This is a genomic window from Alphaproteobacteria bacterium (assembly GCA_019635875.1).
GTDB lineage: Bacteria > Pseudomonadota > Alphaproteobacteria > Reyranellales > Reyranellaceae > JAFAZJ01.
This window is the reverse complement of the sequence record JAHBYP010000002.1, coordinates 309,731-324,098: the sequence shown is the minus strand read 5'-3', so window position 1 is coordinate 324,098 and position 14,368 is coordinate 309,731. Positions and strand designations below refer to the sequence as shown.

Annotated in this window: 15 protein-coding genes, 1 tRNA gene and 1 pseudogene; 11 read left to right on the top strand and 6 right to left on the bottom strand. The window is 69.8% G+C overall.

Features of this window, described 5'->3' with window-relative positions; all coding sequences use genetic code 11:
* Positions 1 to 66: 66 nt before the first annotated feature.
* From KF889_07675 to KF889_07665, 3 genes are read right to left on the bottom strand one after another with little or no spacing between them, the layout of a single operon-like run.
* A complete protein-coding gene (locus KF889_07675) occupies positions 67 to 417 on the bottom strand; it encodes a VanZ family protein (protein MBX3499307.1) in 351 nt (116 codons plus the stop codon).
* Positions 414 to 1,193, bottom strand: coding sequence for an enoyl-CoA hydratase/isomerase family protein (locus KF889_07670; GenBank protein MBX3499306.1), 780 nt, complete (start codon positions 1,191 to 1,193; stop codon positions 414 to 416). The genes KF889_07675 and KF889_07670 overlap by 4 nt, the downstream gene beginning before the upstream one ends.
* 2 nt (positions 1,194 to 1,195) lie before the next feature.
* Positions 1,196 to 2,239, bottom strand: a complete 1,044-nt coding sequence (locus KF889_07665; protein MBX3499305.1) for a hypothetical protein — start codon at positions 2,237 to 2,239, stop codon at positions 1,196 to 1,198.
* Between the two features lie 167 nt (positions 2,240 to 2,406).
* Here KF889_07665 and KF889_07660 point away from each other — a divergent pair, with 167 nt between their 5' ends.
* Together KF889_07660 and KF889_07655 are read left to right on the top strand one after the other, a co-directional pair.
* A complete protein-coding gene (locus KF889_07660; GenBank protein ID MBX3499304.1) occupies positions 2,407 to 3,057 on the top strand; it encodes a TetR/AcrR family transcriptional regulator in 651 nt (216 codons plus the stop codon).
* On the top strand, positions 3,054 to 4,028 hold the full coding sequence (locus KF889_07655) for an HlyD family efflux transporter periplasmic adaptor subunit (GenBank protein MBX3499303.1): 975 nt from the start codon (positions 3,054 to 3,056) through the stop codon (positions 4,026 to 4,028). The genes KF889_07660 and KF889_07655 overlap by 4 nt, the downstream gene beginning before the upstream one ends.
* A 41-nt stretch (positions 4,029 to 4,069) precedes the next feature.
* On the opposite strand, the pseudogene KF889_07650 reads toward KF889_07655, so the two are convergent.
* Positions 4,070 to 5,154, bottom strand: a pseudogene (locus KF889_07650) (ISAs1 family transposase).
* A 219-nt stretch (positions 5,155 to 5,373) separates the two neighbouring features.
* On the opposite strand from KF889_07650, the gene KF889_07645 reads away from it, so the two are divergent.
* The 8 genes from KF889_07645 (at position 5,374) to KF889_07610 (ending at position 12,109) form a co-directional block, all read left to right on the top strand.
* Positions 5,374 to 6,297, top strand: coding sequence for an ABC transporter ATP-binding protein (locus tag KF889_07645; protein ID MBX3499302.1), 924 nt, complete (start codon positions 5,374 to 5,376; stop codon positions 6,295 to 6,297).
* On the top strand, positions 6,297 to 7,412 hold the full coding sequence (locus KF889_07640; protein ID MBX3499301.1) for an ABC transporter permease: 1,116 nt from the start codon (positions 6,297 to 6,299) through the stop codon (positions 7,410 to 7,412). Before KF889_07645 ends, KF889_07640 begins: the two co-directional genes overlap by 1 nt.
* A gap of 205 nt (positions 7,413 to 7,617) precedes the next feature.
* A complete protein-coding gene (locus KF889_07635; GenBank protein ID MBX3499300.1) occupies positions 7,618 to 7,875 on the top strand; it encodes a hypothetical protein in 258 nt (85 codons plus the stop codon).
* Between the two features lie 238 nt (positions 7,876 to 8,113).
* Entirely contained in the window at positions 8,114 to 8,920 is an 807-nt protein-coding gene (locus KF889_07630) for a sel1 repeat family protein (protein MBX3499299.1), read from the top strand.
* Between the two features lie 229 nt (positions 8,921 to 9,149).
* Positions 9,150 to 9,704: a hypothetical protein gene (locus tag KF889_07625; GenBank protein ID MBX3499298.1), complete on the top strand. Its 555-nt coding sequence runs from the start codon at positions 9,150 to 9,152 to the stop codon at positions 9,702 to 9,704.
* A gap of 73 nt (positions 9,705 to 9,777) precedes the next feature.
* The gene (locus KF889_07620) at positions 9,778 to 10,092 is read left to right on the top strand and encodes a hypothetical protein (protein MBX3499297.1); all 315 of its coding nucleotides are present in this window, start codon (positions 9,778 to 9,780) and stop codon (positions 10,090 to 10,092) included.
* A gap of 230 nt (positions 10,093 to 10,322) precedes the next feature.
* Positions 10,323 to 10,589 carry a hypothetical protein gene (locus KF889_07615; GenBank protein ID MBX3499296.1) on the top strand — a complete coding sequence of 89 codons (267 nt, stop codon included), beginning with the start codon at positions 10,323 to 10,325 and terminating at the stop codon, positions 10,587 to 10,589.
* A gap of 143 nt (positions 10,590 to 10,732) precedes the next feature.
* Positions 10,733 to 12,109 (top strand): IS1380 family transposase, encoded by a 1,377-nt coding sequence (locus KF889_07610; GenBank protein MBX3499295.1) that lies wholly within the window; start codon positions 10,733 to 10,735, stop codon positions 12,107 to 12,109.
* Between the two features lie 199 nt (positions 12,110 to 12,308).
* Here KF889_07610 and KF889_07605 read toward each other — a convergent pair.
* Positions 12,309 to 12,384, bottom strand: a tRNA-Ala gene (locus tag KF889_07605).
* Positions 12,385 to 12,470: 86 nt separating this feature from the next.
* Entirely contained in the window at positions 12,471 to 12,839 is a 369-nt protein-coding gene (locus tag KF889_07600; GenBank protein MBX3499294.1) for a TIGR02300 family protein, read from the bottom strand.
* Between the two features lie 173 nt (positions 12,840 to 13,012).
* Between KF889_07600 and aroA the strand changes: the two genes are divergently transcribed.
* The gene (gene aroA / locus KF889_07595; GenBank protein MBX3499293.1) at positions 13,013 to 14,353 is read left to right on the top strand and encodes a 3-phosphoshikimate 1-carboxyvinyltransferase; all 1,341 of its coding nucleotides are present in this window, start codon (positions 13,013 to 13,015) and stop codon (positions 14,351 to 14,353) included.
* Positions 14,354 to 14,368 lie beyond the last annotated feature (15 nt).

Genomic DNA, 14,368 nt, shown 5'->3' with positions numbered 1-14,368 from the left:
CCACCGGAAAGGCTGTCGTGTGCGGGTCGTCGACCTCGAGGCGCGTGATGCCCAAAAGCGGTTGGTTCATGCGGGGCGCGGCGTCAACAGGCGCAGCAGGACGGCCGTCGTGACGACGCCGGCGGCGCCGGCGAGAAAGTCCCATACCGAGGCATGGCGCCCCGGCGCCACGAGCTGGCCCAGCTCCATCATCGCGGCGTAGGCGCAAAGGCCGCCGATCAGCGGCGGCGCATGGCGACGCGCCGGCCAGGCGAGGCCGCCCAGCAGCATCGTGCCGGCGTAGGCGACGAAGTGCTCGATCTTGCCGGCAAGCCCGGTGCGCGGCAGCTCCTCGCCCGGCAGCCATGACAGCACAGCCAGCAGCAGCAGGCAGACGCCGAATGCGTAAGGCAGCGCGCGACGCAGCGCCGTGCTCATCCGTCCGACCATTTCGGCGTGCGCTTGTTGAGGAAGGCGTCGACGCCCTCGGCGAAGTCGGCCGAGTCAGCCAGCTGCTCGACGGCCTCGAGCTCCATCGCCAGGCCCTCCTCGAAGCTCATGCCGCCGCCCAGCGTAATGGTGCGGCGGATGGCGGCCAGCGCCGCGGCCGGCTTGGCGGCCAACGTCTCGGCATAGGCCTGCACGTGGCGCCGCAGATCGGCCGGGGCGACGATCTCGTCGACCAGGCCCCATTCGAGCGCCCGCGCCGCCTCGACCATGGTGCCGTCGTAGAGATAGCGGATGGCGCGCGGTCGGCCGATCAGCCGCACCAGCGCCTGCGTCGTGGCGATCGGCGGGATGAAGGCGATCCTGATCTCGGGCTGGCCGAGCTTGGCGTCGGCCGCGGCGAAGCGGATATCGCAATGCAGCGCCATCTCCAGCCCGCCGCCCACCGCCGTGCCGTGGATCGCCGCCAGCAGCGGCTTGGGCGCATTGCGCAGCAGGCGCACGATGTCGTGGCACAGCTCGGCCCAGGCGCGCATCTGCGGGCCCTTCATGGTGGCGAAGGCCTTCAGGTCGGCGCCGGCGCTGAAATAGCCGTCGACCGCGCTGGCCAGCACCAGTACGCGCGCGTCGCGATCGGCGAGCGCGGCGGCGATGGCGGCGCGCGCCTCCTCGACCATCGGCTGGGTGAAGGCGTTGACCGGCGGGCGGTTGAACTCGAGCCAGGCGACGCGGTTCTCGGTCCGTCGGCGGATGGCGGCGCCGGCCACGGTCAGCCCTGCGCTTCCATCGCCCGGCGGTGGGCGGCGATCAGGCCGGGCACCCGCTCGGGATCGGTGCGGCCCCAGCCGCACTCGCTCGACAGGCCGAAGCTGGGCACCACCTTGCGCGCTGCTGACGCGCGCAGCATGTCGCCGCGATGGTCGTCGTAGTGGATCAGGCCGAGATAGAGCGCGGTCTGCCTGGGCAGTTTCAGATCCTGCAGCGGCGCGAAGTAGGCATCGTCGCTGCGGTCCTTCGGCACGGGCAGGTGCAGGAAGTCGAGCGGGCGCGCCAGAAGCGGGATGAAGTCGTTGGACATCTCGACCAGGATCGCCGTGTCCCGGGGCATCACCAGGTGCTCGTCGCGCGGCGAGCCGTAACACAGATGCACGCCCATCTCGACACCGGCGGGCACCGCGTTGCCCAACCGCGCCAGTTGCGCGTTGATCTGCGCCTTGTAGTCGGCCGGCCGGTGCTTGAAGTAGTTCTCGAACACCAGCACTTCCTGGCAGACATCCCACTGGATCGACAGGTCCTGGTGCGCGATCGCCGCGCAGATCTCGCCGAGCGCCTTGAGCAGCGAGCGCTCGTAGGCCGGCAGGTAGTCGGCGAGCGCGGCGGGACTGACATACATGTAGCCCGAGGCCATTGGCGTCGGCAGCGCCACCTGGAAGCGGACGCCCTCGGGAATCGCGCCGGCGTCGCGCAGCCGCCTGAACACGGCGTAGGACTCGATCGCCGCCGGGGCGTAGCCGGTTTCGTACTCGACGGTCTTCGGATCGACGCCGGGCCTGAAGCCGATGCGCTCGCTCTCGCGGATCAGCTGGCCGTCCCACTGGTAGAGCTTGAGCGTCTCGGCGTCCTTGTCGATCTGCATGGCGGGATGATCGAGCAGCATCTGCTGCTGCCAGAAGATCCAGCGGTGGCGTTTGCCGGTCTCGCCGTCGGGGATGCGCTTCAGCCACGGTCCGAGCTCGCCGGCGACGGCGCGGAACACGCTCTCGGCATCGGCCATGGCGACGCTGCCGATCAGATGCACGCCGGGATGGGCCATCGCGTTCCCCCTCGCCTTGCCTGGACCGCAGCATAGGTCGCGTCGATAGCTTGAGGCTATGCCGATCGGACTGGTGCGCGATGGCCATGAACCCCTTTTCTCCAACAGCGGCCTTGTGCGCCGGGCTGCGATGATTTATATGACTGACCGGTCAGTCGAGAAATGCCATGGAACGTCGCACGAGCAAGCCCCGGCCCCGTGGCCGGCCGCCCCGCGCCCCGCAGGAGAGTGAGGCGCGGCGGCAGGCAATCCTCGATGCCGCGCTGGTCGAGTTCGCCGCCCATGGCTTCGCCGCCGCGCGGCTCGACGACGTGGCGCGCCGCGCCGGCATCGCCAAGGGCACGCTCTATCTCTACTTCGCCGACAAGGAGGCGCTGTTCGAGGCGCTGGTGCAGGGCTCGATCCGGCCGCTGCTCGACAGGCTGCAGCGCGTCGCCGATCTGCCCGACGTGCCCACGCGCCAGGTGCTGAAGCTCTTGTTCGCGACCTTCGCGCGCGAGGTGCTGGGCAGCGACCGCAAGCTGCTGCTGCGGCTGCTGATCACCGAAGGCGCGCGCTTCCCGCGCCTGGTGAGCTTCTACCACGCCGAGATCGTCACCCCCGGCCTGGCGCTGATGCGCGGGCTGATGGACCGCGCCGCCGCGCGCGGCGAGATCGCCAGCGATGCGCCGGCGCGCTTCCCGCAGCTGGTGATGGCGCCGCTCCTGCTGGCGGTGGTCTGGGACATGCTGTTCGGCCGCATCGCGGCGCTCGATGTCGAGGGCCTGATCGAGGCGCATGTCGGCCTGCTGCTGGGGGAAGGGGGGGCCGCGTCATGAAGCGCGCCCGCGTGATCGTCGTGGTCGTCGTGCTGCTGGCCGTGCTGGGTGGCGGCGCCTGGTGGTGGCTCAAGCGTGCCGCGCCGGAGGCCGGCTGGCAGGGCTGGGTCGAAGCCGACTTCGTCTTCGTCGGCGCCGACGAGGCCGGCCGCCTCGAGCATCTCGCGGTCGGCGAAGGCCGCCGCGTCGCAGCCGGCGCGCCGCTCTTCGCCATGGAGCACGCGCTGCAGGACGCCGATCTGCTGGCGGCGCAGGCGGCGCTGGCCGAGGCCCGCGCCCGGCTGGCGCGCATCGAGGCGGCGGCGCAGCGGCCGGAGGAGATTGCCGTGCTGCGCGCCAGCGAGGCGCGCGCCAAGGCCGCTTCCGACCTGTCGGAGGCCGAGTACGAGCGCTCGAAATCGCTGGTGGCGCAGGGCGTGGCCACCCGCGCGCGGCTGGAGCAGGCCGAGGCGGCGCGCGATCGCGACCGCGCGGCGCTGGCCGAGGTGCAGCGCCAGATCCAGGTCGCGGGCCTGGGCGGGCGGGCCGAGGACATCGAGGCGGCCAGGCGCGCGGTGGCGATGGCCGAGGCCCGCGTGGAGTCGGCGCAGACCAGGCTGAAGCAGCGCACCGTGATGGCGCCGGTCGCCGGCCTGGTGCACGAGGTTTTCTATCGTCCGGGCGAGGTCGTGCCGGCCGGTCGGCCGGTGGTGTCGCTGCTGCCGCCGGCCAACGTGAAGCTGCGCTTCTTCGTGCCGCAGGCGAAGCTGCCGGGCATCGCCGCCGGCCAGAGCGTGCGCATCGCCTGCGACGGCTGCCCGGCCGACCTCACCGCGCGCATCAGCTTCGTCGCCAGCCAGGCCGAGTTCACGCCGCCGGTGATCTACAGCCGCGACGAGCGTGCCAAGCTGGTGTTCCGCGTCGAGGCGTATCCCCAGCAGCCCGAAGCGCTGCGCGTCGGCCAGCCGGTCTCGGTGTTCGTGGTGCCGTGATGGAGGAACCCAGGCTCTTTCCTTCCCCCGGAGGGGCAGGGTTATCGCATATGAGCGAAGAGGCTGAAGAGAAAGGCATCTTCCCATCCGGCGCGTTTGATCTTGGCGCGCAGAGAGGTCTTGTCGGGATGGGCTCTGAGTGCGTTGAGAGCGAGCTTTCTGACGATGGCGATGTTCTCTGGCCCATGCCCGGCACGGTTCCTGGCGGCGTCCTCGTTGAGAACGACGTCGAGGACCCAGTGGAGTTGGTTCTCGATGGACCAGTGATCGCGCACGACGCGCAGCAGGCGCTCGGCGGAGAGCGGCGAGGAGAGCAGAAAGTAGCGGGTGATGGTTTCGGCAGGCTTGCCGGCGGGCTGCCGGCGCGTGTCGATGCGGGCGACGGCGGCGAGGCCCGGGAAGTTGAGCGTGCTGGCCAGGGTGGGATCGGCGGCGACGAGGGCGCGCCGGCTCTCGCGACGATCGTGAGCGATCGAGGGACGCTGCACGGCACGATCGCCGCCGCGCCGCGCGAGAAGGCGCTGGGCGGCGGCGATCAGGGTGGGCTGGTTGTCCTTGAGCGCCAGGGCGTAGTGGCCGTTCTGGGCGAGAATGGCGGCGGCGATGTCGCGGCGGCAATGCAGGGCATCGGCGGTGACGATGCAGTGCTTGAGCGACAGCAGGCGCAGGGCGCGCAAGGCGCCGGCGACCTCGTTGCGGCCGGGCGCGGTGTACTGCGCCAGCGCCAGGCGGGCATCGACCGCCCAGACGTTGACCAGGTGCAGCGGCGAGGTCCGCTTGCCGCGCGTATAGGCGCCGCGCACCGCCTTGCCGTCGATCGCCACCACACCGCCGAGATGGCGCCCATCGCCAGCGTGAAGCGCCGGAAGACGGCCTCGAAGGCCTTGGGATCGAGCAGGCGAAAGACGCGGCTGAAGGTGTCGTGGCTCGGTACGCCGTACTTGAGCCGCAGCACCTGGCGCAACGCGCCCTCCTTGGCTCGGCCGAACAGCGCCATGTCGGCGCAGCTCTCCGCTCCGCACAGCGTCGCTGCCAGGGCGATGAACAGCACCTCGGACAACTCGTGTCGCGCGTTCAGCGCCCGGGGATCGGGAACCGCCGAGAAAAACTCTCGAAACTCTTCCAACTGGCTCTCCTTCCGCAGTCGAGAGCCAAAGAATCTTTTTCTTTCTCCGGCGCAATTCCTTCCCTCTATTCATATGCGATTCCCCTGCCCGGAGGGGGAAGGTGCCCGAAGGGCGGAAGGGGATGTCGAAGACGGACACCGGCCTTGTTGAGACATCCCCCATCCGGCGCTGCGCGCCACCTTCCCCCTCCGGGGGAAGGTTAAGTGTCGGGTCGCGTCATGAACGGTGATGTCGTCATCGACGTGCAGGGACTCACCAAGTCCTTCGACGGCCGCGTCGTGGTGGGCGACCTGTCGATGCAGGTCCGGCGCGGGCAGATCTACGGCTTCCTCGGACCCAACGGCTCGGGCAAGACCACGACCATCCGCATGCTCTGCGGCCTGCTGACGCCGGATTCCGGCCGCGGCACCTGCCTGGGCTACGACATCATCACGCAAAGCGCGCTGATCAAGCGCCGCGTCGGCTACATGACCCAGCGCTTCTCGCTGTGGCAGGACCTGTCGATCCGCGAGAACCTCGAGTTCGTCGGCCGCGTCTACGGCCTCGACAGGCCCAGGCAACGCGCGCGCGCGGCGATCGAGCGGCTGGGCCTGCGGGGCCGCGAGGAACAGCTCGCCGGCAATCTGTCGGGCGGCTGGAAGCAGCGCCTGGCGCTGGGCGCCTGCATCCTGCCCGAGCCCGAGCTGCTGCTGCTCGACGAGCCCACCGCCGGCGTCGATCCCAAGGCGCGGCGCGAGTTCTGGACCCAGATCCATCACCTCGCCGCCGACGGCCTGACCGTGCTGGTCTCGACGCACTACATGGACGAGGCCGAGCGCTGCCACGCGCTGGCCTACATCGCCTATGGCCGCCTGCTGGCGCAGGGCACGGTCGACGAGGTGGTGGCGGCGGCCGGGCTGACGACGTGGACGGTCGCCGGCGAGGGCCTCAACGAGCTCGCGGACCGGCTCGAGCGGCTGCCGGGCATCGACATGGTGGCGCCCTTCGGAACCTCACTGCATGTCAGCGGCCGCGACGCCGAGGCGCTCGATCGGGCGATCGAGCCCTTTCGCCACGACCCGCGCTGGCGCTGGACGCCGGGCGAGGCGACCCTGGAGGACGTGTTCATCGACCTCATGGCCCACGCCGAGGACAATTTCTGATGCTGGGCCGCGTGCTGGCGATGTTCACCAAGGAGCTGCTGCAGCTGCGGCGCGATCGCATCACCTTCGCCACCATGATCGCGATCCCGCTGATCCAGCTGCTGCTGTTCGGCTTCGCCATCAACACCACGCCACGCAACCTGCCGACCGCCGTGCTGATGCAGGAGGACAGCGACCTGGCGCGCTCGATCCTCGCCGGCCTGCGCAACACCGCCTATTTCGACGTGCGCCGTGTGGCGCGCAGCGAAAGCGAGATCGACCATCTGCTGAAGTCCGGCGCCGTGCTGTTCGTCGTCGAGATTCCGGCCGGCTTCGCGCGCGCGGTGCGCCGCGGCGATGCGCCGTCGCTGCTGGTGATCGCCGACGCCTCGGATCCCGTGGCCACCGGCGGCGCGCTCAGCGCCCTGGAGACGGCGGTGAGCGGCGCGCTGTCGCGCGATCGCGGCCTGCCGCGGATCGTCGAGGGCACCAGGCTGTTCGAGGTGCGCCAGCACCGGCGCTACAACCCCGAGGGCTCGACGCAGCTCAACATCGTGCCCGGCCTGCTGGGCACCATCCTGACCATGACCATGCTGATCTTCACCGCGCTCTCGGTGACGCGAGAGATCGAGCGCGGCACGATGGAGAGCCTGCTGTCGATGCCGATCCGCCCGGTCGAGATCATGCTGGGCAAGATCGCACCTTATGTCGTGGTCGGCTTCCTGCAGGCGCTGCTCATCCTGGTCGCCGGCGTCTTCATCTTCGACGTGCCGGTGGTCGGCAATGTCTGGCTGCTGGCCCTGCTGACGACGCTCTTCATCACCGTGAACCTGTCGATCGGCTACACCTTCTCGACCGTCGCCGGCAACCAGCTGCAGGCGATCCAGATGTCGTTCATGTTCTTCCTGCCCAACATCCTGCTGTCGGGATTCATGTTCCCCTTCGCCGGCATGCCGCGCTGGGCGCAGTGGATCGGCGAGGCGCTGCCGGTGACGCACTATCTCCGCATCGTGCGCGGCATCCTGCTCAAGGGCGCGACCATGGCCGATCTCGGCACCGAGGCGCTGGCGCTCACCGGCCTGATGCTGGTGGCCATGACCATCGCCGTCACCCGCTTCCGCCAGACGCTGGATTGAACCCATCCGAGCGTCGCGAGGGATCTTTTCAGCCGTCTCGAGACCCCTCGCTGCGCCCGGGGAGCCAAGCGGGAACCGCATGCAACGGCGTTCGTGGTCGATTGAGTCGGCAAAACGGCGATTCACGCCGCAATTCCGACGCTGCAACGGTCGAAGATTCAACACGTTGCCTGCACCGAGCCTGTTGTGCCTTAAGGGGGCACCGATGCCACTGGACTGCGCCATCTTCACCCGCGTCACCCACATGCGCGTGGGCGACCGCCTCTATCCGATCGACAGCTACGAACAGGCGTCGACGATGTTCCGCGCCGCGCTCGAGTCGTGGGAGGGCCCGCTCGACGCGGTGCCCGGTCCGGCATTGTGCGACGAGGACGGCCACGAGCTGGGCTATGTCAGCCACAGCGGCCGGTGCTGGATCGGCCGGCGCGAGGATTCCCACGCCACCTGCGTCTACGCGCCCTGATTTCCTGCCGTCTGGGAGCGCCGGCGGCTCGCCGACATCCTCCCACGTGCCGGCGCGACACCGGCGGCCCCAAGGAGGTTCCTCACTGCGCTCGGGACGCATCGGCTCGGCTTTTCGCCGGTCCCCTGAAGCCATCGCGACTCGACTCGTCGGTGAGGTTGTGAAACCCTGACTGCACGTTCTCGTCGGACGTGCCTACCATCGGGGGAGCGGCAGCGTGGGGCTGCCGAAGCCAGCCATGAGGGATGCTCTCGCAGCCGCGCTGGTCGCGGCGGCCTTGTGCCTGTCGGCACCGGCGGGCGCGGGACCGTTCGAGGACGCCGACGCGGCTGCGCGTCGTGGCGACTACGCCACGGCGCTGCGCCTGTGGCAGCCGCTCGCCGAGCAGGGCGATGTCTACGCCCAGTTCAACATCGGCCTGATGCACTTCAACGGCCACGGCGTGCCGCAGGACCATGCCGAGGCGATGCGGCTGTGGCTGCCCATCGCGCTGCTGGGCGATGCGCTGGCGCAATACAGCGTGGGCTTCCTGTACGACAACGGCCATGGCGTGGACGAGGACGTCGCCGAGGCGCTGCACTGGTACCGGCTGGCGGCGGCGCAGGACCACGCCAGCGCCCAGAGCGCGCTGGGCGACTTCCACGCCGAGGGCCGCGGCCTGCCGCAGGACCAGGCCGAGGCCTTGCGCTGGTACCGGCTGGCGGCGGCGCAGGACGAGCCCGGCGCGCAATTCGCCATCGGCTACGCCTATGCGCTCGGCAAGGGCGTGCCGCGCAACGACGCCGAAGCGGTGAGATGGTATCGGCTCGCCGCCGACCAGGACGATGTCGGCGCACAGGTCAATCTCGGTCTCATGCACTACAACGGCCGGGGCGTGCCGCAGAGCGACGTGTTGGCCTATCGCTGGTTCGCGCGGGCCGCGGCACAGGGCGACGGCATCGCCGACAGGCTGCGCGAGATGGTCGCCGCGAGGATGTCGCCCGAGCAGCTGGCCGAGGCGGAACAATCGCACGAACGCAACCTGGTTGCCCGTCGCCGGCCATAGCCCCCGGTCATGGTCATCACTCCCTTCCCCCGGAGGGGGAAGGTGCCCGAAGGGCGGAAGGGGGATGTCGAAGACGAACTGAGGAGTCCGTCTTCGACATCCCCCTTCCGGCGCTGCGCGCCACCTTCCCCCTCCGGGGGAAGGGAGGACAGATCCAATCCCGTGCCCGGCATGACAAGAGGGTCGGCCCGTTCTACGGTAGGCGGAGTTCCCACCGGTGGAGGTGGCCATGCGCTTCGACAGGGACCGCTTTATCGAGGCGTGCCGCGAGGCCGTCGAAAGCGACGACAGCCACGGGGCGGTACGCGAGATCGTCGCCCGCGCGGTGTCGGAGCCGGGCGAGGTGATCGCTGCGCTGGGCGAGCCGACCAGAAGCGGCATCGTCACGCTCCATCGCAGCGAGAAGCTCACCATCCTCAACATCAACTGGCCGCCGTTCATGACGGTCACCCCGCACAATCACAACATGTGGGCGGTGATCGGCGTGTACTCCGGCTGCGAGGACAACATCTTCTGGCGGCGCCAGGGCGAGGTGATCGAGGCGGCGGGTGCCCGGGCGCTGCGCGTGCGCGACGCGCATCCGCTGGGCCGCGACATCATCCACACCGTGACCAATCCGCTGCCGCGCATGTCGTGCGCGCTGCAGCTCTACGGCGGCGATTTCTTTGCCGCGCCGCGCAGCCAGTGGGATCCCGAGACCTTGCGCGAGGAGCCCTATGACGTGGCGCAGCGGGCCCAGCAGTTCCGCGACGCCGGCGCGCGCTTCGGGCTGGCCGGCGCATAGGGAAGGGTCCCTGTTCCGTAGCGCCATAGCCGCGATCATCCCTGCCCCCGAGCCGCTTCGGGGAACTTCCGCGATGGGCGCGACAGCCGGGCAATTCCGCTTCGTATCGAGCCGGGCGATCGATGCCAGCCTGCGTGAGCGGTTTGATGTGGTGCGCGATCCGCTGTCGATGGCGGCATGGTGGTCGGCGGTCTTCCTGCGCGTTGAGCTGCTCGTGCCCCGCGGCCCCGATTTCGCCGGACTCAGCGTTCGCCTCCACAGAAGGGGCTTCCTGCCGCACACTTTCGAGTCCGCATCTGGTGTCAGGCTTGCGTTATTGCGTTTTCCGGACCTCGCTCTGGCGTGTGCGTGCCGGTTGCCGAGAAACAACGCAATAACGCAAGCCTGACACCGATGGCCGATGGGTGCCACGCGGGGATCGAGGCCGTGCTCACGGCGCGCGGCGTGAGCCTGGTGGCCGGCGGGGCCCGGTCGGCGCCGGTCGGCCGGGCCTGCGGCCGAGACACACGTTACAAATTCCCCCGGCCCGCGAAATCTGCGCGAGACGTTCGGCCGATACCTTGCCCTCCTCGACGACGTGCACGGCGCGCCCGTCACGTGAGCCAAGGAGTAGCCCCGATGCTGAACGCTTGGGTCCTGTCGCTGATCGTCTGCTCGGCGACGCCGCTGGCCGACGGCAGCTATTGCGAGACGCGGGCGGTGGATTACGCGCTGAGCCGCGAGCAGTGCAAGGTGGCGCTGGCCGCCGAAAAGCCGCGACTGAGGGCGTCGATGCGCCTGGAATGCACCGAAGACCCCGCGCTGTCAGCCGCCCTTGAAGAGATGGATGGCCCAGGCGATGGCGCACCACCCCTGTCGCGGGCAGACATCCGCCGCGAGCGGTAGGACCGAGGATCCGCCGGCTGCGTACCAGGAAAAAACCAAAGGGCCTAGCCCGGATATCTCAAAGGTAAAGGGTGCATCGGAGTCCTGCCTCTGAGAAAGTTGTTGTGCCGCAACGACTTTCGCGAACAGAGGAAAGAACCCCGATGCCGACAGAGTGTATCGCGGAATTGTTTGGCTTTGCAGCCGTGGAAAGACGCGTGGTCGCGGCGTCGTTCGACGGCGGGTCGATGACGTCGGATGCCGGCGGGCTGCTGCTGGGGGCGACGGACCGGGCGCTGGGTCTGATCGAGCGCTTTGCCGGCTGCTTCGTCGATCGTCGGAACCGCGAGTTGATCGAGCACGAGGTTCGTACCCTGGTCGGGCAGCGCGTCTATGGCCTGGCGCTGGGCTACGAGGATCTGAACGACCACGACTGGCTGCGGCACGACCCTGTGATGGCGGTGCTGGCGGGCAAGCTTGCGGCGCGGCGCAAGGACTGTGCGGCGGTGGCCGGCAAGTCGACGCTGAACCGGCTGGAGCTGAGCCGGCCGGAGCCGACGCGCTACCACAAGATCGGCCACGACGCGGCGGCGATCGAGGCGCTGCTGGTCGAGGTCTTCCTCGAGGCGCATGCCAAGGCGCCCGAGGAGATCGTGCTCGACCTGGATGCCACCGACGATCCGCTGCACGGCGCGCAGGAAGGCCGCTTCTTCCACGGCTATTACGGCCATTACTGCTACCTGCCGCTCTACGTCTTCTGCGGCCGCCACCTGCTGGCGGCCAAGCTGCGGCCGGCCAACATCGACGCCGCGGCCGGCGCACAGGAGGAGATCGCGCGCATCGTCGCCCAGATCCGCGCCCGCTGGCCCGCGGTGCGCATCGTGCTGCGCGCCGACTCCGGCTTCGCCCGCGAGGCGCTGATGGCCTGGTGCGAGGCCAACGCCGTCGACTATCTGTTCGGCCTGGCGCGCAACGCCCGCCTGGTCGGCGAGATCGCCGCGGAACTGGCCATGGCCGCTGCCGAGAGCACCATCACTGGCGCCCCGGCGCGCCGCTTCAAGGACTTCCTGTGGACGACGCGCGACAGCTGGAGCCGCAGGCGTCGCGTCGTCGGCAAGGCCGAGCATACCCAGGACGAGGCCAACCCGCGCTTCGTCGTCACCTCGCTTGGCCCCGACCGCGCCGGCGCCCGCGCTCTCTACGAGGGCCTCTACTGCGCCCGCGGCGAGATGGAGAACCGCATCAAGGAGTGCCAGCTCGACCTCTTCGCCGACCGCACCTCCAGCGCCACCATGCGCGCCAACCAGCTGCGCCTGTGGTTCGCCTCGTTCGCCTATGTCCTGCTCGACGGCCTGCGCCGCATCGCCCTGAAGACCACCGCCCTGGCCGATGCCACCTGCGGCTCGATCCGGCTGAAGCTGCTCAAGATCGGCGCCCTCGTCCGCGTCTCCGTCCGCAGGGTCAGGATCGCCATGGCCTCAGGCCATCCCTGGCAGCGCGACTGGGCCATCGCCTACCACGCCATGGCCGCCGACGCCTGACACGAACCAGACACCGCACAGCCGACATACCTTCCGCTCACCGCTTCCGGCGGCCTTCATCCGCGCTCGCGATCCGGCCAAAATCACCGATATCACTCAGACCATCACGCCACACACCCTGCGCCCATCACTCCACTCTCTCACTTCTTCCCTGTGAGATATCCGGGCTAGCGGTCGCCCGCTAAGCCCTTGTTTCAATTGGTGGAGCCAAGGAGGATCGAACTCCTGACCTCTACAATGCCATTGTAGCGCTCTCCCAGCTGAGCTATGGCCCCGAAACTCCCGGCCGGCGCTGGGGCGCCGACGATGCGCGACTAGATATGAAGCGTCCGCGCGGCGCGCAAGCGGATTCGGCGACCGATCAGGTCTCCTCGTCGCTCTGCTTCTCCTCGATGTCGACCTCGAGCGCCGCATCCTCCTCGGCCAGGTCGTCGGTATCCTCCAGCGCGGCGTCATCCGCCGCCTCGTCGCCCTCGACCTCGGGCAGATCGCCGCCGTCGAGCGCGACGCCGTCCACGACCTCCTTGACCTTGCTCTTGGCCGCGGCGGCCTTGGCGGCGGCTGCCGCGGCGGCGCCGGCGGCGGCCCGGCTGCGGCGCGTCTTCACGAAATCCTCCGGATCGTGCGCATGATGGCACTTCGGGCAGACGATCGGTGAATTGTTCAGGTCGTAGAACCGAGCACCGCAGCTCTGGCAGGTGCGCTTGGTTCCCCACGCGGCTTTGACCATCTCGGCCTCTTGCTCGATGCGGAATTGGATGGCTCGCCCGGAGCGGCAGCATGGCTCCCGGCGGCAGGTCCGCGCGTTTGCCATGCGTGCCGGTCCCTGTCAAAAGCAAATTGCCGCGCCCTTCCGCCCGCCCGGCCGGCGGAAACGCCTCGGCGAAGGGAGTCATCGACGCGATGCGTGCCGCCGCCGCGCACAAGCTGAAGTCCTCGCCCGTGCCCCGGCTCGAGGGGCGCGCGCGGCTGCCCGGCGACAAGGCGATCTCGCATCGCGCCCTGATGCTGGGGGCGCTGGCGGTCGGCGAGACCACCATCCAGGGCACCAGGGAGGGTCACGACGTGGTCGCGACCGCGACGGCGCTGCGCCAGCTCGGCGCCAGCCTGGAGCACAGGGGCGGCGGTGAATGGCGGATCCATGGCGTGGGCGTCGGCGGCCTGCACGAGCCCGACGACATCGTCCATCTCGGCGATTCGGGCACCCCGGCGCGCATGCTGAGCGGCCTGCTGGCCACGCACGACTTCACCAGCTTCGTCACCGGCGGGCCCTATCTGCAGCGGCGCTCCATGGCCCGGGTGATCGAGCCGCTGACGCGCATGGGCGCGCGCTTCGTCAGCCGCAGCGGCGGGCGCCTGCCGATGGCGATCGTCGGGCCGCAGATGGCGATGCCGATCGAGCACCGCATGTCGGCGACGTCCTCCCAGGTGAAGTCGGCGATCCTGATGGCCGCGCTCAACGCGCCCGGCGAGACCACGGTGATCGAGCCCGAGCCGACACGCGACCACACCGAGCTGCTGATGGAGGGCTTCGGCGCCACCTTGCGCCGCCAGCGCCTCGAGGGCGGCGCGCTCGCCATCACCGTGGTCGGCCAGCCCGAGCTGAAGGGCCGCGCCCTGGTCGTGCCCGGCGACCCCTCGATCGGCGCCTTCGCCGTGGTCGCGGCGGCGATGGTCAAGGGCAGCGATGTCACCGTCATGAATGTCGGCGTCAATCCGCTGCGCGCCGGCCTGTTCGAGACGCTGGGCGAGATGGGCGCCGACCTGACCTTCACCAACCGCCGCAGCATGGGCGGCGAGCCGGTCGCCGACATCCGGGTGAAGGGCGGCGAGCTGCGCCACGTCGACGTGCCGGCGAGCCGGGCGCCGACCATGATCGACGAGTACCCGGCGCTCGCCATGGCCGCCGCCTGCGCCGCCGGCACCAGCCGGATGGAGGGCCTCGCCGATCTGCGCGGCGAGGATGGCGACAGCCTGGCCGGCGTCGCCGCCGGCCTCGCGGCCAACGGCGTGCAGACCGAGCTGGGCGCCGACTTCCTGCATGTCCATGGCATGGCCGGCACCGTGCCCGGCGGCGGCCTGGTGAAGACCGGCTTCGATCACCGCGTGGCCATGGCCTTCCTGGTGCTCGGCATGGCCGCCCGCGCACCGGTGTCGATCGACGACGCCACGCAGATCGACATCGGCTTTCCCGGCTTCATCACCATGATGAACGGCCTGGGCGCCCGCATCGGCGACGCCTGAGCGGCGGCGCCCGGC